Annotated in this window: 17 protein-coding genes; 4 read left to right on the forward strand and 13 right to left on the reverse strand. The window is 72.6% G+C overall.

Going from position 1 to position 17,790, the window contains the following annotated elements; all coding sequences use genetic code 11:
- Window positions 1–72: 72 nt before the first annotated feature.
- From ACZ7LV_RS07620 to ACZ7LV_RS07630, 3 genes are read right to left on the reverse strand one after another with little or no spacing between them, the layout of a single operon-like run.
- Window positions 73–756, reverse strand: coding sequence for a response regulator (locus ACZ7LV_RS07620; protein WP_471936767.1), 684 nt, complete (start codon window positions 754–756; stop codon window positions 73–75).
- Window positions 753–1,961 carry a MacS family sensor histidine kinase gene (macS, locus tag ACZ7LV_RS07625; RefSeq protein ID WP_471936769.1) on the reverse strand — a complete coding sequence of 403 codons (1,209 nt, stop codon included), beginning with the start codon at window positions 1,959–1,961 and terminating at the stop codon, window positions 753–755. The genes ACZ7LV_RS07620 and macS overlap by 4 nt, the downstream gene beginning before the upstream one ends.
- A gap of 24 nt (window positions 1,962–1,985) precedes the next feature.
- Entirely contained in the window at window positions 1,986–2,756 is a 771-nt protein-coding gene (locus ACZ7LV_RS07630; protein WP_471936771.1) for a lysophospholipid acyltransferase family protein, read from the reverse strand.
- Between the two features lie 177 nt (window positions 2,757–2,933).
- On the opposite strand from ACZ7LV_RS07630, the gene ACZ7LV_RS07635 reads away from it, so the two are divergent.
- Both ACZ7LV_RS07635 and ACZ7LV_RS07640 read left to right on the forward strand, forming a co-directional pair.
- A complete protein-coding gene (locus ACZ7LV_RS07635; protein ID WP_471936773.1) occupies window positions 2,934–3,713 on the forward strand; it encodes an alpha/beta hydrolase in 780 nt (259 codons plus the stop codon).
- Window positions 3,706–4,332, forward strand: a complete 627-nt coding sequence (locus ACZ7LV_RS07640) for a hypothetical protein (protein WP_471936775.1) — start codon at window positions 3,706–3,708, stop codon at window positions 4,330–4,332. The genes ACZ7LV_RS07635 and ACZ7LV_RS07640 overlap by 8 nt, the downstream gene beginning before the upstream one ends.
- A 6-nt stretch (window positions 4,333–4,338) precedes the next feature.
- Here the strand turns inward: ACZ7LV_RS07640 and ACZ7LV_RS07645 are convergent, their stop codons facing one another.
- The 6 genes from ACZ7LV_RS07645 to ACZ7LV_RS07670 all read right to left on the reverse strand — a co-directional run bounded on the left by ACZ7LV_RS07645 (window position 4,339) and on the right by ACZ7LV_RS07670 (window position 9,637).
- Window positions 4,339–5,094 carry an endonuclease/exonuclease/phosphatase family protein gene (locus ACZ7LV_RS07645; RefSeq protein WP_471936777.1) on the reverse strand — a complete coding sequence of 252 codons (756 nt, stop codon included), beginning with the start codon at window positions 5,092–5,094 and terminating at the stop codon, window positions 4,339–4,341.
- Window positions 5,095–5,243: 149 nt separating this feature from the next.
- The gene (locus tag ACZ7LV_RS07650; RefSeq protein WP_471936779.1) at window positions 5,244–6,197 is read right to left on the reverse strand and encodes an ROK family glucokinase; all 954 of its coding nucleotides are present in this window, start codon (window positions 6,195–6,197) and stop codon (window positions 5,244–5,246) included.
- A gap of 55 nt (window positions 6,198–6,252) precedes the next feature.
- Window positions 6,253–6,774: a DUF5304 domain-containing protein gene (locus tag ACZ7LV_RS07655; RefSeq protein ID WP_471936780.1), complete on the reverse strand. Its 522-nt coding sequence runs from the start codon at window positions 6,772–6,774 to the stop codon at window positions 6,253–6,255.
- 267 nt (window positions 6,775–7,041) lie between these two features.
- Complete coding sequence (locus ACZ7LV_RS07660; RefSeq protein ID WP_471936782.1) at window positions 7,042–8,211, reverse strand: ArsA family ATPase; 1,170 nt, start codon at window positions 8,209–8,211, stop codon at window positions 7,042–7,044.
- 64 nt (window positions 8,212–8,275) lie between these two features.
- Window positions 8,276–8,716 carry an SRPBCC family protein gene (locus tag ACZ7LV_RS07665; RefSeq protein WP_471936784.1) on the reverse strand — a complete coding sequence of 147 codons (441 nt, stop codon included), beginning with the start codon at window positions 8,714–8,716 and terminating at the stop codon, window positions 8,276–8,278.
- A gap of 123 nt (window positions 8,717–8,839) precedes the next feature.
- On the reverse strand, window positions 8,840–9,637 hold the full coding sequence (locus ACZ7LV_RS07670; RefSeq protein WP_471936786.1) for a metallophosphoesterase family protein: 798 nt from the start codon (window positions 9,635–9,637) through the stop codon (window positions 8,840–8,842).
- Between the two features lie 339 nt (window positions 9,638–9,976).
- On the opposite strand from ACZ7LV_RS07670, the gene ACZ7LV_RS07675 reads away from it, so the two are divergent.
- Complete coding sequence (locus tag ACZ7LV_RS07675) at window positions 9,977–11,773, forward strand: AMP-dependent synthetase/ligase (RefSeq protein ID WP_471936788.1); 1,797 nt, start codon at window positions 9,977–9,979, stop codon at window positions 11,771–11,773.
- Between the two features lie 65 nt (window positions 11,774–11,838).
- Here the strand turns inward: ACZ7LV_RS07675 and ACZ7LV_RS07680 are convergent, their stop codons facing one another.
- Window positions 11,839–12,981, reverse strand: coding sequence for a glycosyltransferase family 4 protein (locus ACZ7LV_RS07680; RefSeq protein WP_471936790.1), 1,143 nt, complete (start codon window positions 12,979–12,981; stop codon window positions 11,839–11,841).
- 152 nt (window positions 12,982–13,133) lie between these two features.
- On the opposite strand from ACZ7LV_RS07680, the gene ACZ7LV_RS07685 reads away from it, so the two are divergent.
- Window positions 13,134–14,429, forward strand: coding sequence for a glycosyltransferase 87 family protein (locus tag ACZ7LV_RS07685; protein WP_471936792.1), 1,296 nt, complete (start codon window positions 13,134–13,136; stop codon window positions 14,427–14,429).
- On the opposite strand, the gene ACZ7LV_RS07690 is transcribed toward ACZ7LV_RS07685, so the two are convergent.
- From ACZ7LV_RS07690 to ACZ7LV_RS07700, 3 genes are all read right to left on the reverse strand, one after another.
- A complete protein-coding gene (locus ACZ7LV_RS07690) occupies window positions 14,398–14,823 on the reverse strand; it encodes a VOC family protein (RefSeq protein ID WP_401676471.1) in 426 nt (141 codons plus the stop codon). The two genes, ACZ7LV_RS07685 and ACZ7LV_RS07690, sit on opposite strands and share 32 nt — an antisense overlap.
- Window positions 14,824–14,833: 10 nt before the next feature.
- Window positions 14,834–15,208, reverse strand: coding sequence for a helix-turn-helix transcriptional regulator (locus ACZ7LV_RS07695; protein ID WP_401676571.1), 375 nt, complete (start codon window positions 15,206–15,208; stop codon window positions 14,834–14,836).
- A 128-nt stretch (window positions 15,209–15,336) separates the two neighbouring features.
- Entirely contained in the window at window positions 15,337–17,730 is a 2,394-nt protein-coding gene (locus ACZ7LV_RS07700; RefSeq protein ID WP_471936794.1) for an ATP-binding cassette domain-containing protein, read from the reverse strand.
- Between the last annotated feature and the right edge of the window lie 60 nt (window positions 17,731–17,790).

Below are 17,790 nucleotides of genomic sequence, written 5' to 3' on the forward strand. Positions count from 1 at the left end.
CTACGGCATGGCCCGTAAGGGCAATTCCGGTGAGTCGGCGACAGGTTGGCGCGGGCCCGGGCCGGCCCCGTCTCACTCCTCGTCGAGGCCGCGCTCTATCGCGTACCTGACCAGTTCCACCCGGTTGTGCAACTGGAGCTTGCCCAGGGTGTTCTGGACGTGGTTCTGGACGGTGCGGTGCGAGATGACCAGCCGTTCGGCGATCTGCTTGTAGCTGAGGCCCTTGGCGACCAGCCGCAGCACCTCGGTCTCGCGGTCGGTGAGCCGGGGGGCCCTCGGCTCCTCGGCGCCCGGCGCGGTGCCCGGCCCCGGGTCGGAGGCGAGGCGCCGGTACTCGCCGAGCACCAGGCCGGCCAGGCCCGGCGTGAAGACCGGGTCCCCGACGGCCGTACGGCACACCGCGTCCAGCAGTTCCCCGGTGGACGCCGACTTCAGCAGATAGCCGGTCGCGCCGGACTTCACGGCCTCCAGCACGTCGGCATGCTCCCCGCTCGCCGACAGCACCAGCACGCGCAGCGCCGGGTGGTGCGCGACGAGTTCCTTGCAGACCTGGACGCCGGGCTTGGCGGGCAGGTTGAGGTCCAGGACGAGGACGTCGGGCGCCGCCGCCTTGGCGCGGCGCACCGCCTGCTCGCCGTCGCCGGCGGTGGCGACCACCTCGAAGCCGGCCTCGGCGAGGTCACGGGCGACGGCGTCGCGCCACATGGGGTGGTCGTCGACCACCATCACCTTGATCGGGCCCTGCTGTGCGTTCATCGCCGCCCCCGTGCCATCTGCTTGGGTACCTTCAGCTCTACTTCCGTGCCCTGCCCGGGCGTCGAGATCAGCTCGGCCGTGCCGCCCAGGTCGCGCAGCCGCCCCCGGATGGACAGCGCCACCCCGAGCCGGCCCTCGCCCTCGGCCTGCGCGAGGCGGCCCTCGGGGATGCCGGGGCCGTCGTCGCGCACCGTCACGATCACCGCGTCGGGTTCGTCCTCGACCAGGATCCACGCCCGCGCGTCCGCGCCGGCGTGCTCCCGGACGTTGTCCAGGGCCGCCGACACGGCGGCGGCCAGCTCCCGCGCGGCCGGCCAGGGCAGCCGGACCGGTGCGCCGGGCTCGGCGAGGCTGACCCGGGCGGCCGCGAACGGGGCGAGCAGCGTGCGCAGATCGACGGGTCCGTCGTCGTCGGGTTCCTCCACGGCGCGTACGACCGCCCCCTCGGCGGCGTCCTCCGACACCCGGGAGACGGGCAGCAGGCCACCGGAGACGAGGGTGCGCAGGGCGACCTCCTGCTCACCCGCGAGGCGTCCGAGTTCGGCCGCCTCGCCGCCGATGACCGCGCCGCGCCGCTGCACCATCGCCAGCACCTGGAGCACGCCGTCGTGGATGTCCCGGGCGAGCCGCTCCCGCTCCCGGGTGGCGGCCTCGATCTCCAGGGCACGCGCGAGGGTGCGCTCGGAGGCGCGGGCGACCTCCACGACGTAGCCGATGGCGATGGAGGCGACCCAGACGAGGAGCACGTTGTGCACGGTGTCGCGGGCCGGGCTGCCGCGCTGCACCAGGTTGGCGGCGGCCACCAGGCTGGAGGCGACGGCCGCCCAGCGCCAGCCGCCCTTGATCGCGAAGGCCAGCACGGAGCCGGCGGTCCATATCGTCGGCAGGGTCGGGCGGCCGTCGGCGATCCGCTCCGGGGTGTCCGCGACCAGGGTGAGCAGGATGCCGGTGAGGGCGACGGTGAGGTCAGCGGTGAGGAAGCGCCTGGTGCACCGCGCGGCGCCGGACACCAGGGGCAGGGTGGCCAGGGTCCACACGAACAGGACGGCGAAGTAGCCGACGGCGACCCAGGGCCGGGCGAACTCCTGGTAGGAGGTGGCGAACACCCCGATCGCGTACAGCATGGTCAGTACGCGGTAGCCGGCGAGCGCACGCCACAGCGGCTGCTCGACCGACATCCTCATGACCCTCTCGCGCGCGGCCATGTCCCCCCACCCCCGGTTCGGCCGTCACTCCTGGTCGGCCTGGTCCTTTTCCTTCTGCGCCTGGTCCTTCTCGGCCTGCGCGAGCGCCGCCCTGGCGGCCTTGGCCGCCTCCTTCTCCGCCTTGGCCGCGTCCGCGATCTGCCGCTTGGCGGCGGTCGCGTACATGTCCACGTACTCCTGGCCGGAGAGCTTCATGATTTCGTACATGACCTCGTCGGTCACCGCCCGGAGCACGAACCGGTCCTGTTCCATGCCCTGGTAGCGGCTGAAGTCCAGGGGCTTGCCGATGCGGATCCCGGGACGCATCAGCTTCGGCAGGACCTTGCCGGGCGGCTGGATCTTCTCCGTGTCGATCATCGCGACCGGGATGACGGGCGCTCCGGTGGCGAGCGCCACCCGCGCGAGCCCGCCGGGCTTGCCGCGGTAGAGGCGGCCGTCGGGCGAGCGGGTGCCCTCCGGATAGATGCCGAACAGCTCCCCCTGCTCGATGACCTCTATCCCGCTCCTGATCGCCGCCTCCCCCGCGCCGCGGCCTCCGGAGCGGTCCACCGGGAGCTGGCCCACGCCCTTGAAGAAGGCGGCGGTCAGGCGCCCCTTGACCCCGGGGGTGGTGAAGTACTCGGCCTTCGCGATGAAGGTGACCTTGCGGTCGAGCACCGCGGGCAGGAAGAACGAGTCGGAGAACGACAGGTGGTTGCTCGCCAGGATGGCGGGGCCCTCGGCGGGGACGTTGTCCAGGCCCTCCACCCAGGGCCGGAAGACGAGCTTCAGCGGTCCCCCGATGGAAACCTTCATCGCGCCGTACAACAACCGAGTGCCTCCTGTGTCTGTCGATGAGACCTTAACCCGGCCGCCCGGCGGTGGCGTGCCCGCCCTGAGACTCCGACGGCCCTGGTCGGTGTCGGTGCCGTCGCGTACGGTGAAGCAACCTGAACTCTTCTCACGCCCCTCTCACATGACAGGAGACCGAAGGTGCCGGTCCTTCCTGGAGCCGAGCCGTACCGCCACGACGGTGGAGAAGTCGGCGTCCTGCTCTGCCACGGCTTCACCGGTTCCCCCCAGTCACTGCGCCCCTGGGCGGAGTACCTCGCCGGGCGCGGTGTGTCCGTCTCCTTGCCGCTGCTGCCCGGGCACGGGACGCGATGGGAGGACATGGAGCTCACGGGCTGGCAGGACTGGTACGCCGAGGTGGACCGCGAGCTGCGCGCGCTCGGCCGCCGGTGCGCACAGGTGTTCGTGTTCGGCCTGTCGATGGGCGGCGCCCTGGCGCTGCGGCTCGCGGCCCGGAACGGGGACGCGATCAGCGGTGTCGTGGTCGTCAACCCGGCGAACAAGGTGCACGGACTGTCGGCGTACGCCCTGCCCGTGGCCCGCCATCTCGTGCGGTCGACGAAGGGGATCACCAGCGACATCGCCCGGCCCGGCGGCGTGGAGGTCGGCTACGACCGCGTCCCGCTGCACGCCGCGCACTCCCTGCGGACCTTCTTCAGGGTCGTCGACGGCGAGCTCCCGCAGGTCACGCAGCCGCTGCTGCTGCTGCGCAGCCCTCAGGACCATGTGGTGCCACCGGCCGACTCGGCACGGATCCTCAGCCGGGTGTCCTCCACGGACGTGCGGGAGGTCCTGCTGGAACAGAGCCACCACGTCGCGACGTTGGACTACGACGCGGACCGGATCTTCGAGGAGAGCCTCGCGTTCATCGGCCGGCTCGCACCCAGTGTCGGCAAGGAAGGGACGGCCGCAGGTGGCTGAGCACGACTCCGACCGCGAGGACCGCGAGGAGCGGGAGGATCGGGAGGGCCGCGCCGGGGACCCGCGCGAGCCCGCTGAGCAGCACGTGCCGTTCGACGAGGACGCCGCCTGGGCGGCGATCGTCGCCGGCTTCGGGGAGGAGCCGCCGGACCCGCCCGGCGCCAAGCCCTTCAAGTCGGTCGAGGACCTGGCGCTGCTGGAGCCCGAGACGAACGACGGCGGCGGCGAGCCGGCCGGCCGGGAGCCGGAGCCCAAGAAGGAGACGCCGGAGCCGCTCGGCAGCTCGGTGACCTTCGCGCCCGGCGTGGGCGGCGGGCCCCGGGACTACACGACGCCGGAGCCGTCCGAGGACGACTTCACCGAGGACGACGAGGGCCACTTCGTACCGCCGGAGCCGCCACCGCTGCCCACCTCCGACGCCACGGCGAAGTTCGCGTGGCTGGGCGTGCTGGGCGGCCCGGTGCTGCTTCTGCTGGCGGTGCTGCTCGGCTGGGACATGACCTGGTGGCTGACCACGCTCGGCATCGGCGGCTTCCTGGGCGGTTTCGCGACGCTGGTGATGCGGATGCGCACGGACGAGGAGGACGACGACGACCCCGGCCGGGGCGCGGTGGTCTGACCCCGCTCACGCGGCGGGGACCCTGAGGGCGGCCAGGACCGGAAGATGGTCCGTGGCCGCCCTCAGGTCTGCCTCCGTCACCCCCGGCTGACCGTGCGGGACACCGCAGCCGAGCACCTCGATCCCCTTGGTCGCGAAGATCGCGTCGATGCGCTGGTGGGGGTCGGCGGGTGTCGAGGTGTACTCGCCGCCCCAGGGCGCGGTGGCCCAGCAGTCCTGGAGCCCGTCGGCCAGGAGCCGGAAGGTGCGGCCGCCGGGGCGCTCGTTGAGGTCGCCGCCCGCGATCACATGCTCCGTCCCCAGGCCGGCGAGCCGGTCCAGGAGCATGCCTCCCTGCGTGTGGCGCTCGTCCTGCTGGAGCGAGAGGTGGCAGCTGAGCACCCCGAGGCGGGTGCCGGCGAAGCGGACCACCGCGGTCGAGAAGCCACGCCGGTGCAGTCCGGGGGTGAGCGGCAGCAGCACGTCCTCGGTGCGCTCCACGGTGGCCCGCGGCGAGCACAGCAGCGCCGGGCCCGCGGCGGTGGCCCCGCCCGCCAGGACCATCCGGCCGGAGGCGGCCGCGAGCCGGGCCAGCTTCTTGCGCCAGCGGAAGAAGCGGGGGGCCTCCTGGATCAGGACCAGGTCGGGGTCGCAGGCGGCGACGACGCGGGCGAGCGCGGCGGTGTCGTCGCGCATCGAGCGGATGTTGTAGCTGAGCACGCGGAGGATCACGGAACCGTCGTCCTCGGTGCGGGAGTTGGGGAGCGGCGAGGAGGTTGCCATGCAGGTCAATCTAGTGGGGACCGGGGTCCTCGGCGCCCGGCGACCCGGGGCGCGGGGTCCGTGTGCGACCGCCGGTGGTGCGGCGGTCTCGCGGTCCCCGCGCCCCGGTGGGCACGGCAGGCGCGGTCGTGGTGTCCCGAGACAGCGGGTCACATGATCGGGTCGGGCTCCCGGGCCAGGTCGGCGGCGCCCACCAGGCCGGCCTTGTTGCCCAGCTGCGCGGCGATCACCTCGGCGACCGGGCGCCAGTTGCCGCCGACCAGCCACCGCTTGTACGACTTGCGGATCGGGTCCAGGACCAGCTCGCCCTCGTCGGACAGCCCGCCGCCGACGATGAACGCGGACGGGTCGAAGAGCGAGGCGAGGTCGGCCAGGCCCGCGCCGGCCCAGCGCGCGAGTTCGCGGTAGGAGTCGACGGCGACGGGGTCGCCCTGGCGGGCGGCCATGGAGATGTGCTTGCCCTCGATGCCGTCGGGGCTGCCGTCACCGAGGCCGAGGAGCACCTCGGCGTTCTCCGGGGTGGCGTTGGCGCGCTGCTTGGCGTACCGCACGAGGGCGCGGCCGGAGGCGTACTGCTCCCAGCAGCCCTGCGAACCGCAGCCGCACAGCAGCCCGTCCGGCACCATCCGGATGTGGCCGAACTCGGCGGCCACGCCGAAGTGTCCGCGGCGCAGCTTGTTGCCGATGATGATGCCGCCGCCGAGACCGGTGCCGAGCGTGATGCAGATGACGTTGCGGTGGCCCTTGCCCGCGCCGAACTTGTACTCGCCCCACGCGGCGGCGTTGGCGTCGTTCTCCACGACGACGGGCAGCCCGGTGCGCTGCTCGACCTCTTCCTTGAGCGGCTCGTTGCGCCAGTCGATGTTGGGCGCGAAGTAGACCGTCGAACGCTGCCGGTTGACGTATCCGGCCGCGCCGATGCCCACGCCCACGATCTCGTGCCCCGCGCGTGCGCCCTCCACCGCGGAGGCGATGGCGTCCACGATGCCCTCGGGCGTGCCCGGGGTCGGCACCTTGTGGGTCGAGAGGATGTTGCCTTCCTCGTCTACCACGCCGGCCGCGATCTTCGTGCCGCCGATGTCGACGCCGATGGTGAGTCCCATGAATCCCTCAGTTCCGGTCGAGCCCCGCTACGGCCAACCGTACCCGAGCAGAGGGTCAGTCCAAGTCGATGCGCTGGCCCGGACCCGTGCCCTCACCGGGGTCGCGAGGGGTCTCGTCGAGGTTCTTCAGCTCGTCGGAGGCGCTGGCCGCGTCCGGGCCGGCCGTCCAGCGGCGCTCCTGGGCCTGCACCGCGGAGCGGTAGGCGGCGAGCAGTTCGTGGCCGGCCGCGGCGAGGTGGTCGAAGACGTCCGGGTTGCGCTCGATCACCGGTTCCACGGCGGCCTTGGCCTGCTGCACGACCTGCTGCACCACCTGCTGGGCGGCGGGCCCGGCGACCGCGCCGAACAGCGGCGCCTGCAGTCCGGAGAGCTTGTCGGCGACGGTGTCGACGAGCCGGCGCAGCTCCTCGGCGGCCGAGCCGGGGGGCGGACCGCCGTGCTGTTCCCGGCGGCGGGCCTTCTCCGCCTCCAGGTCCTCGGCGCACGCGGTCGCCCACGCGTCGGCGTCACCCGTGGGCAGCGGCTCCTCGGCCGGCTGGTCCTGAGCGGCGTCGGGGAAGGGGCGCTCTTCGCTCATGGCGGGCTCCTGACTACGTCTTGTCCCTACGACGTTACCCGAACGGGCGCGACGGTTTCACGGCGTCCGCGGCCACAGCTCGGGGTCCGGGGTGAACCGGATACGCAGCTCCCCCCTCACGCAGCCCCGCCCCGGCGACAGCGCAACGGCGCAGAGCGGACGGCAGCCGTCTCACGGCGTCCGCGGCCAAAGCTCGGGGTCCGGCGTCCCCCTCGCGCAGCCCCGCCCCGGCGACAGCGCAACGGCGCAGAGCCGACCGCAGCCGTCTCACGGCGTCCGCGGCCACAGCTCGGGGTCCGGCGTGAACCGGATACGCAGTTCCCCCTCACGCAGCCCCGCCCCGGCCACGGCGCAACGACGCAGAGCGGACGGCAGCCGCAGGACGCGGCGGAACGGGCCCGCGGTGACGACCACTTCGTCGCCGCGCCGGACCAGGTCGAGCTCCTCGCGCACGGCGCCGGGGAGCGGCAGGCGCCAGACGAGCACGCCGTCCTCGGCGAGCCGGTCCTCGACGGGGAACTCCCGCTGGGCGGGGGCGGCCCGGAGCACGGGTGCGGCCAGGGCGGCGAGGTCGTCGATGCCGCGCGGATCGTGCCCGAGGTGGGGGACGGCGTGCAGGTCGTGGACGGTGCGCCAGTCGTCGAGCGCCTTGCGCTGCTGGGCGAGCGGCCCGGCGAGCCAGCCGCCGCCCTCCTCCTCGGGGAGCACCCGGTTGGCGATCAGCGCGTCCGGGCGCAGGCCGCGCAGGGCGAGGCCGAGGGCGGCGGTGTGGACGGCGTCGGCGCCGGCCGGGGAGGGGTCGGCGACGAGCCGCACGGTCGTGCCCCGATCGGCCAGGACGGCTTCCACGGCGGCGAGTTCGAGGTCCCAGCGGGCGGCGCTCTCGTACAGCCAGTCCGCCGGCATCGGCACACCGGCGAGCCGGCCGAGGACGGGGCGCAGGGCGCGGGCGGCCTGCCGCTCGGGCGGGAGCAGCCGGCGCACATAGCGACGGAGTTCCTCGGGGAGGGCGAGGAGGGCGAGGGCCGCCGGGGTGGGCGGCAGGTCGACGACGAGCACGTCGTGCGCCTCGGCGAGGGCGGCGTCGCGCAGGGCGCGGAGCACGGCGAGTTCCCCGGCGCCGGGCAGCGGGGTGAGCTCGTCGGGTTCGAGCGGGCCGGCGCCGAGCAGGTCGAGCAGTCCGGAGGCGCGGTCCTGGAGCCGGGTGAGGTCGTCGCGGAAACCGGCGGCGGGGTCGGGCCGCCAGGCGGTGAGGCCGGGGACGACCGCCACGGGTGCCGGGCCGGTCGCGGTCCCCAGCGCGGCCCCGAGGCTGTCGCCGCGGTCGGTGCCGAGGACGAGGGTGCGGACGCCCTGACGGGCGGCGGCGAGCGCGGTGGCCGCGGCGATGGTGGTACGGCCGCTGCCGCCGGGCCCGGTGATCAGGATGGTGCGCATGAGGGTGAACCGTACCGGGGTGGGGGCGGTCCGGCCGCGTGCGGCCGACGGCGTGGTGGGAAAGCTACCGGCCGGACTCCACGCGCTTCTTCAGGCCCGCCAGCGCGCGGTCGGTGATCACCTTCTCCGCTTTGCGCTTGATCATCCCCAGCATCGGGATCTTGACGTCCACGGTGAGCTGGTAGGTGACCTCGGTGCCGCCGGCGCCGACCGGCTTCAGGAGGTAGGAGCCGTCCAGGGAGCGCAGCATCTGGGACTTCACCAGCGTCCAGGAGACCTCGTGCTCGCCGGCCCAGGTGTACGCCAGCGTCTGGTCGTCCTTGATCGCGCCCGCGTCCATGACCAGCCGGACGTGCTCGGCGCGGCCCTGGCCGTCGGTCTTGAGGACCTCCGCCTCCTTCACCTCACCGGTCCAGTCCGGGTAGCGGGCGAAGTCGGCGATCACCGCCATCACATCGGCCGGAGCCGCCTCGATCTCGATGCTCGAGCTGGTGTGTTCCGCCATCGCCGTGGCTCCTCCGAACGCGGTCGGGCAAGAGGTGGTTGTGCGCACGTGTGTGCAGCGTGAAGGCTACCGCGCGGGACACCCCCCGCCGTCACCGCTGCCTGCGCCGACCGGCCCGAGGACTCACCATTCCAGGGCCCACGGACGTCCGGTGCTCGCGAAGTGCCCCACGTTCACGCACTCGGTGGCCCCGATCCGCATCCGGGCGGCGAGCGGCTGGTGGACGTGCCCGAAGAGCGAGTAGCGGGGCCGTGTGCGGCGGATGGCGTCGAGCAGCGCCCGGCTGCCCCGCTCGAAGCGCCGCGCCACCGTGTCGTAGACCAGCTCCGGCACCTCCGGCGGGATGTGCGTGCACAGCACGTCGACCTCACCGACCGCCTCGACCTTCGCCGCGTACTCCTCGTCGCCGATCTCGTACGGCGTGCGCATGGGTGTGCGCAGGCCGCCGCCGACGAAGCCGAAGACCCGGCCGCCGATCTCCACCCGCTGGCCGTCCAGCACCGTGGTGCCCGGTCCGGCGTACTCCTCCCACAAGGTCGGCATGTCGACATTGCCGTAGGTGGCGTACGTCGGTGTCGGGAACGCCGCGAACATCTCGGCGTACTGCTTGCGCACCGCCCGTTCGATCACCGCGGCCCGGTCCTCCCCCACCCCGGCCCACAGCCGGGCGCCCAGCTCACGCGCCTCCTCGAAGCGGCGGGCGGTGCGCAGGGCGACGATGCGGTCGGCGTTCTCCTCCCCGAACAGGTCGGGGAAGATGCCGCGCGAGTGGTCGGCGTAGTCGAGGAACAGGACCAGGTCCCCCAGGCAGACGAGCGCGTCCGCGCCGTCACCGGCCCGTGCCAGGTCACGCGCGTTGCCGTGCACGTCGCTGACCACATGGATCCGCGTCCCGCGATTGCCGGCTGGTGTGGGTGCCATGGCGATCAAGGGTAAGCGTGTGCGGCAAACGTGAACAGTGGCGGCCGGACCTGCGATTACTCGCCAGTCGGGAAGGCCGTCGACTACTGTGCGCGCAGGAGCACCAACAGGAACATCGTTGACGCACCCACTGTGTGACGCAGCGAACATCTCGACGGACCCCCCTGTCCGAGACGCCATACCGGCGGGTAACGTCCGGGCAGTCCAGTCGTGCTCAGGAATTCAACCAGCGGGATCCACCAGGCTTCCGCCGGTTCCTGAGCACCCTGCCCGAGCCTTGGACCGGACCGTCGCATCACACAACGTCGTGGCGCCGGCGCCCTATGAGGAGCAGCAGTCTTGCGCGAGTTCAGCCTTCCGGCTTTGTACGAGGTCCCCTCGGACGGCAATCTGACGGACATCGTCCGCAGAAACGCCGCGCAGCATCCGGACGTCGCCGTGATCGCCCGCAAGGACGGCGCGGCCTGGCGGGACGTGACGGCCGCCGCCTTCCTCGACGAGGTACGGGCCGCCGCCAAGGGCCTGATCGCCTCGGGCGTGCAGCCCGGCGACCGGGTCGGCCTGATGTCCCGCACCCGCTACGAGTGGACGCTGCTGGACTTCGCGATCTGGAGCGCGGGCGCGATCACCGTGCCCGTCTACGAGACCAGCTCGCCGGAACAGGTCCAGTGGATCCTTAGCGACTCGGGCGCGACCGCCTGCATCGTCGAGACGGACAGCAACACGGCCGCCGTCGAGTCGGTGCGCGACGCGCTTCCCGAGCTCAAGCACCTCTGGCAGATCGAGGGCGGCGGCGTCGAGGAGCTCGGCCGCCTCGGCCAGGACGTCAGCGACGCGGCGGTCGAGGAGCGCAGCTCGCTGGCGAAGGCCGACGACCCCGCCACGATCGTCTACACCTCCGGCACGACCGGCCGCCCCAAGGGCTGCGTGCTGACCCACCGCAGCTTCTTCGCGGAGTGCGGCAACGTGGTCGAGCGCCTGCGCCCGCTGTTCCGCACCGGCGAGTGCAGCGTGCTGCTCTTCCTGCCGCTCGCCCATGTCTTCGGCCGACTGGTGCAGGTCGCCCCGATGATGGCGCCGATCAAGCTGGGCTGCCTCCCGGACATCAAGAACCTCACCGACGAACTGGCCGCGTTCCGGCCGACGTTGATCCTCGGTGTGCCGCGCGTCTTCGAGAAGGTCTACAACTCGGCCCGCGCCAAGGCCCAGGCCGACGGCAAGGGCAAGATCTTCGACAAGGCCTCCGACACGGCCATCGCGTACAGCAAGGCGCTGGACACCCCCTCCGGCCCCTCGATGGGCCTGCGGATCAAGCACAAGGTCTTCGACAAGCTCGTCTACGGCAAGCTGCGCGCGGTGCTCGGCGGCCGCGGCGAGTACGCCATCTCCGGCGGCGCGCCGCTCGGCGAGCGGCTCGGCCACTTCTTCCGCGGGATCGGCTTCACGGTTCTGGAGGGGTACGGCCTGACCGAGTCCTGCGCCGCCACCGCGTTCAACCCCTGGGACCGGCAGAAGATCGGCACGGTCGGCCAGCCGCTGCCGGGCTCGGTGGTGCGGATCGCGGACGACGGCGAGGTGCTTTTGCACGGCGAGCACCTGTTCAAGGAGTACTGGAACAACCCGGGAGCCACCGAGGAGGCCCTCGCCGACGGCTGGTTCCACACCGGCGACATCGGCACCCTCGACGAGGACGGCTACCTCGCGATCACCGGCCGCAAGAAGGAGATCATCGTCACCGCGGGCGGCAAGAACGTGGCGCCGGCCGTGATCGAGGACCGGATCCGGGCGCACGCGCTGGTCGCGGAGTGCATGGTGGTCGGCGACGCGCGGCCGTTCGTCGGCGCGCTCATCACCATCGACGAGGAGTTCCTCGGCCGCTGGGCCGCCGAGCACGGCAAGCCGGCCGGCTCCACCGCCGCGTCGCTGCGCGAGGACCCCGACCTGCTGGCGGCGATCCAGTCCGCCGTCGACGACGGCAACGCGGCGGTGTCCAAGGCGGAGTCGGTGCGCAGCTTCCGCGTCCTGGGCTCGCAGTTCACCGAGGACTCGGGGCACCTGACGCCCTCGCTGAAGCTGAAGCGTCACGTGGTGGCGAAGGACTTCGCGACCGAGATCGAGGCGATCTACCGGAAGTAGCGGGGCGGCTGACGCCCCGGCACGGCGCGGGTCCCCAGGTCGACGGGGCCCGCGCCGTGCCGTGTCTACAGCAGTTCCTTCAGGCGCTCGGCGAGCAGGTCCCAGCGCCACTTCTCCTCGACCCAGGCGCGCCCCCGCTCCCCCATCCGGCGGCGCAGCTCGGCGTCACCGAGGAGCGTGACGATCCGGTCGGCGGAGTCCTCCACGGAGCCGCCGCGCACGACCCATCCGGTCTCCCCGTCGAGGACGGCGTCGGGCGCGCCCCCGGAGTCCCCGGCGACGACCGGCAGCCCGGTGGCCGACGCCTCCAGGTAGACGATGCCGAGCCCCTCGACGTCGAGCCCGCCGCGCCGGGTGCGGCACGGCATGGCAAAAACGTCGCCGGCGCCGTAGTGGGCGGGCAGCTCCGACCAGGGCACCGACCCCGTGAAGACGACGGAGTCCTCGACCCGGGTCTCGCGCGCCAGCTTGCGCAGCTCCCCCTCGTAGGGCCCGCCCCCGACGATCAGCAGCACGGCCTCCGGCTGCTCGGCCAGGATGCGCGGCATGGCGAGGATCAGCGTGTCCTGCCCCTTGCGCGGCACGAGCCGGGAGACGCACACGACGACGGGCCGGTCGGTGAGCCCCAGCCGGGCCCGTACGCGGTCGCCGCCGGAGCCCGGGTGGAAGGTCTTCTCGTCGACGCCGGGCGGCAGTCGGGTCATCCGCCCGGCGGCGTCCGGGGTCAGCGCCCCCGCGATCCGCGAGCGGGTGTATTCGCCGAGGTAGGTGAGGGTGTCGGTGGAGTCGCCGATCCGGCGCAACAGCTGCCGTGCGGCGGGCAGTTGCGCCCACCCCGCCTCGTGCCCGTGGGTCGTGGCCACCAGCCGCTCGGCGCCCGCCCGCCGCAGCGCCGGCGCCATCAGCCCGAGCGGGGCCGCGGCGCCGAACCACACCGACCGGCACCCGTGCGCGCGCAGCAGGGCCACGGCCCGCCGGGTCACGGCGGGCGTGGGCAGCAGCATGGTCGTCCGGTCGCGTACGACGGTGAAGGGCTGCTCGGCGTCGAAGGCGGCGGTGGCCTCGGCTCCCTCGCGGCCCCGCTTCCACGTCGAGGCGTAGACGACGAGCCGGTCGGGATCCAGCCGGAGCGCCATGTTGTGCAGAAACGCCTGGATGCCGCCCGGTCTCGGCGGGAAGTCGTTCGTCACGATCAAGGTCTTGCGCATCAGCGCCGACCCTACCGAACGCACTCTCGCGGCTCGGCACGGCCGCGCTGCGTCGCTGCGGCCCGGGCGGGCGGGGGATCATGGCCCCGTCGGACGACGGGCGGCCCGCGCCCCACGCGCCGGGGACCGCAGCGAGACGAACAGGGGCGCAGGTGGACAGGACGGACGGAACGCGATCCGTGACCGGACTTCTCGCGCTCTGGGCGCCGACCCGGCTGCTGCTGCTCCTGTTCGTCCTCAAGGTGTACGTCTTCCCCGGCCCGGACGTCACCGGCGACGTCTCCGTGATCTACCAGGGCTGGTACGAGGTGCTGCGCACCGGGACGTTCCCGCTGGACGACGTCACGTGGCAGTACCCGCCCGCGGCCGCCCTCGCGATCCTCTCCCCGGCGCTGCTGTTCTTCCTCGACTACGCGCACGCCTTCTTCGTCCTCGTCCTGCTCGCGGACCTCCTCGTCCTCGCCCTGCTCGTCACCGCGGGCCTGCGCCCCGGCCGGACGCTGCGCGGCGCCTGGGTGTGGGTGGCGGGCGTGCCGCTGCTCGGGCCGACCGTGTACGCGCGCTACGACGTGCTGGTCACGGCCGTCGCGGTGGCCGCGCTGCTCGCGGGTGCCCGCCGGCCCCGTCTGATGGGGGCGCTCGCGGCCTTCGGGGCGATGCTGAAGGTGTGGCCGGTGCTGCTGCTGATCGGCGCCGTGCGGCGCCGGGCGTGGGTCGCGGCGGGGCTGACGGCGGGGACGCTGACGGCATTGTTCGCACTGGCCATGCCGGGCGCCTTCGCGTTCCTGACCTTCCAGCGGGACCGGGGCACCGAGGTGGAGTCGCTGGGCGCCCTGGTGTTCCATGTGGCACGGCACTTCGGCTGGGACGGGCAGGTGCTGCTCAACTACGGCTCGGTGGAGTTCCTCGGCCCCTACGTCGAGGTGGTCAGCACCGGCGCCCTGGTGCTGACCGGCGTCGCCTTCGGCTGGCTGCTGCTGTGGTGGCTGACGGCCACTCAGTTCCTGCCGCACACACCGGCGGACGCCGCCTTCGTGGCGGTGCTGATGTTCACGACCACGAGCCGGGTGATCAGCCCGCAGTACCTGGTGTGGCTGGTCGGGCTCGCGGCGGTCTGCCTGTGCTCGCGCGGCTCCGGGATGCGCGTGCCGGCCGCCCTGGTGCTGGCGGCGTCATGCGTGACGACCTTGGAGTTCCCGCTCTGGTTCTCGCACGTCGTGGCCGGCGACCCGCTCGGCGTCACGCTCCTGTTCGTGCGCAACGGCCTGCTGGTGCTGGCCACCGTCGTCGGTGCCCGCGCGCTGTGGCGTGCCGCGGTGCCCCGGCGGCAGGAGCCCTTCGCCCGCGAGGACACCGACGACGAGGGGGCGCTCCCGGCCCAGGAGGGCGACTTCCCGATCGGGGCCCGCCGTGGGGTCACCTCCCGGACTTCGCCAGGGGCTGGTTGAAGCGCAGCAGGTTGCCCGCGGGGTCGCGGAACGCGCAGTCGCGGACGCCGTAGGGCTGGTCCATCGGCTCCTGGAGGACCTCCGCCCCCGCGCCGCTGATGCGCTCGAAGGTGGCGTCGCAGTCCTCGGTGGTGAAGATGACGCCCCGCAGCAGGCCCTTGGCCATCAGTTCCGCCAGGGCCTGCTTGTCGGCCGGGGAGGTGCTCGGGTCGGCGGCGGGCGGTTCCAGGACGACACTGACGTCGGGCTGCGTGGGCGACCCGACGGTCACCCAGCGCATCCCCTCGAACCCGACGTCGGCGCGTACCTCCAGGCCGAGCACGTCACGGTAGAAGGCGATCGCCTTGTCATGGTCGTCGACGGCGATGAAGCAGGTGGAAAGCGTGAGATCCATGCAGCCGAGGCTACGGCCGATCGGCGCGACCGGCTTCTCCGTTCCTGACCGGCCGGGTGTAGATCTTGGCGATGCAGGCCGGGATGGCGGCGCCGTCGTCGTGGCCGCGGGCCCGGTAGGCGCTGGGGGTCTCGCCGACGAGTTCGGTGAAGCGCGAGCTGAACGACCCGAGCGAGGTACAGCCCACCGCGAAGCACACCTCGGTCACCGAGAGGTCGCCCCGGCGCAGCAGTGCCTTGGCCCGCTCGATGCGGCGGGTCATCAGATAGCTGTACGGCGTCTCGCCGTAGGCGGCGCGGAAGCTGCGGGAGAAGTGCCCCGGCGACATCAGCGCGTCCCGCGCCAGCGCCGGCACGTCGAGCGGCTCCGCGTAGTCACGGTCCATCCGGTCGCGGGCCCGCCGCAGCCGCACGAGGTCGTCGAGCTCCTGCCGTCTCACCCGCCGAGTCTCGCACAGGACGCCGTCCCGGGTGCCGGGTCGAACCGTCACCCGGGGCTCCACGGCCGGCACGGTCAGGCGCCGACGTAGGCCGCGAGGTGCTCACCGGTGAGGGTGGAGCGCCGGGCCACCAGATCGGCCGGCGTGCCCTCGAAGACGACCTTGCCGCCGTCGTGACCGGCACCGGGGCCGAGGTCGACGATCCAGTCGGCGTGCGCCATGACCGCCTGGTGGTGCTCGATGACCACGACCGACTTCCCGGACTCCACGAGCCGGTCCAGCAGGCCGAGCAACTGCTCGACGTCCGCGAGGTGCAGACCCGTGGTCGGCTCGTCGAGGACGTACACGCCGCCCTTGTCGGCCATGTGCGTGGCCAGCTTCAGCCGCTGCCGCTCGCCTCCGGACAGGGTGGTCAGCGGCTGGCCGAGGGTGAGGTAGCCGAGCCCCACGTCGGCGAGCCGGTCGAGGATCCTGTGCGCGGCCGGCGTGGCCGCCTCGCCTGAGCCGAAGAACTCCTCGGCCTCGGTCACCGACATCGCGAGCACCTCGCTGATGTCCCGTCCGCCGAGCCGGTACTCCAGCACCTCGGCCTGGAAGCGCTTCCCGTCGCAGTCCTCGCAGGTGGTGGCCACGCCGGCCATCATCGCCAGGTCGGTGTAGATGACACCGGCGCCGTTGCAGGTGGGGCAGGCGCCCTCGGAGTTGGCGCTGAACAGCGCGGGCTTGACGCCGTTGGCCTTGGCGAAGGCCTTGCGGATCGGGTCGAGCAGTCCGGTGTACGTCGCCGGGTTGCTGCGCCGGGAGCCGCGGATGGGGCTCTGGTCGACCGAGACCACGCCTTCGCGGGCCGGGATCGAGCCGTGGATGAGCGAGCTCTTGCCGGACCCGGCGACGCCGGTGACGACGCACAGCACCCCGAGCGGGATGTCGACGTCGACGTCGAGCAGGTTGTTCGCCGTCGCGCCGCGGATCTCCAGCGCGCCCTTGGGGGTGCGCACGCTCTCCTTGAGGGAGGCCCGGTCGTCGAGGTGGCGGCCCGTGACGGTGCCGCTGGAGCGCAGGCCCTCGATGCTGCCCTCGAAGCAGACGGTGCCGCCCGCCGTTCCGGCGCCGGGGCCGAGGTCGACGACGTGGTCGGCGATCGCGATCGTCTCCGGCTTGTGCTCCACGACGAGCACCGTGTTGCCCTTGTCGCGCAGCCGCAGCAGGAGGTCGTTCATCCGCTGGATGTCGTGGGGGTGCAGGCCGATGGTGGGCTCGTCGAAGACGTAGGTCACGTCGGTCAGCGAGGAGCCGAGGTGGCGGATCATCTTCACGCGCTGCGCCTCACCGCCCGACAGGGAGCCGGACGGCCGGTTCAGGGAGAGGTAGCCGAGGCCGATCTCCACGAACGAGTCGAGGGTCTGCTGGAGCGCGGCGAGCAGCGGCGCGACCGACGGTTCCCGCAGGGCGCGGACCCATTCGGCGAGGTCCCGGATCTCCATCGCGCAGGCGTCGGCGATGCTGATCTTGTCGATCTTCGAGGTCCGGGCGCCCTCGCTGAGCCGGGTGCCGTCGCACTCGGGGCAGACGGTGAAGGTGACGGCCCGCTCCACGAACGCCCGGATGTGCGGCTGCATCGCCTCCTTGTCCTTGGACAGGAACGACTTCTGGATCTTGGGGATCAGACCCTCGTAGGTGAGGTTGACGCCGTTGACCTTGACCTTCGTGGGCTCGCCGTAGAGGAAGGCGTGCATCTCCTTCTTGGTGAACCGGCTGATCGGCTTGTCCGGGTCGAGGAAGCCGGACTGCGCGTACAGGCCCACGGTCCAGACGTTGTCGGACTTCCAGCCGGGGATGGTGAAGGCTCCCTCGGAGATGGACTTGGAGTCGTCGTAGAGCTGGGTGAGGTCGATGTCGGAGATCGTGCCGCGGCCCTCGCAGCGGTTGCACATGCCGCCGGTGCGCTCGAACGTCGCCTTCTCCGCCTTGGTCTTGGCGCCGCGCTGCACCGTGATCGCGCCGCTGGCCCGCACGGAGGCGGTGTTGAAGGAGTAGGCGCTGGGCGGGCCGATGTGCGGCTGGCCGAGGCGGCTGAAGAGGATCCGCAGCATGGCGTTGGCGTCGGTGGCCGTGCCGACGGTGGAGCGGGGATCGGCGCCCATCCGCTGCTGGTCGACGCTGATCACGGTGGTGAGCCCGTCGAGCACGTCCACCTCGGGCCGCGCCAGCGTCGGCATGAAGCCCTGCACGAAGGCGCTGTACGTCTCGTTGATCAGCCGCTGCGACTCGGCGGCGATGGTGTCGAACACCAGCGAGCTCTTGCCCGAGCCGGACACTCCGGTGAACACCGTCAGCCTGCGCTTGGGGATCTCGATGCTGACGTCCCTGAGGTTGTTCTCGCGCGCGCCGTGCACACGGATCATGTCGTGGCTGTCGGCGGCGTGCGGCACAGGCGACTGCGTGTTCTTTCTCGTGGGCATGCTCATCTCTCCATCCTTCGGGGCGGGCCGCCGTCGCGGGCGTCGCCTGGGTCGATCCAACCAGCT

The organism is Streptomyces sp. NPDC107562 (assembly GCF_055657325.1).

What these genes read in the sequence shown, in the direction of transcription:
- ACZ7LV_RS07680 (WP_471936790.1), bottom strand. Translation starts at nt 12,981, where the DNA reads ATGCGCAAGACCTTGATCGTGACGAACGACTTCCCGCCGAGACCGGGC.
- ACZ7LV_RS07660 (WP_471936782.1), bottom strand. Translation starts at nt 8,211, where the DNA reads ATGCGCACCATCCTGATCACCGGGCCCGGCGGCAGCGGCCGTACCACC.
- ACZ7LV_RS07655 (WP_471936780.1), bottom strand. Translation starts at nt 6,774, where the DNA reads ATGAGCGAAGAGCGCCCCTTCCCCGACGCCGCTCAGGACCAGCCGGCC.
- ACZ7LV_RS07650 (WP_471936779.1), bottom strand. Translation starts at nt 6,197, where the DNA reads ATGGGACTCACCATCGGCGTCGACATCGGCGGCACGAAGATCGCGGCC.
- ACZ7LV_RS07690 (WP_401676471.1), bottom strand. Translation starts at nt 14,823, where the DNA reads ATGGATCTCACGCTTTCCACCTGCTTCATCGCCGTCGACGACCATGAC.
- ACZ7LV_RS07670 (WP_471936786.1), bottom strand. Translation starts at nt 9,637, where the DNA reads ATGGCACCCACACCAGCCGGCAATCGCGGGACGCGGATCCATGTGGTC.
- ACZ7LV_RS07620 (WP_471936767.1), bottom strand. Translation starts at nt 756, where the DNA reads ATGAACGCACAGCAGGGCCCGATCAAGGTGATGGTGGTCGACGACCAC.
- ACZ7LV_RS07665 (WP_471936784.1), bottom strand. Translation starts at nt 8,716, where the DNA reads ATGGCGGAACACACCAGCTCGAGCATCGAGATCGAGGCGGCTCCGGCC.
- ACZ7LV_RS07695 (WP_401676571.1), bottom strand. Translation starts at nt 15,208, where the DNA reads ATGGACCGTGACTACGCGGAGCCGCTCGACGTGCCGGCGCTGGCGCGG.
- ACZ7LV_RS07700 (WP_471936794.1), bottom strand. Translation starts at nt 17,730, where the DNA reads ATGAGCATGCCCACGAGAAAGAACACGCAGTCGCCTGTGCCGCACGCC.
- ACZ7LV_RS07645 (WP_471936777.1), bottom strand. Translation starts at nt 5,094, where the DNA reads ATGGCAACCTCCTCGCCGCTCCCCAACTCCCGCACCGAGGACGACGGT.
- ACZ7LV_RS07630 (WP_471936771.1), bottom strand. Translation starts at nt 2,756, where the DNA reads ATGAAGGTTTCCATCGGGGGACCGCTGAAGCTCGTCTTCCGGCCCTGG.
- macS (WP_471936769.1), bottom strand. Translation starts at nt 1,961, where the DNA reads ATGGCCGCGCGCGAGAGGGTCATGAGGATGTCGGTCGAGCAGCCGCTG.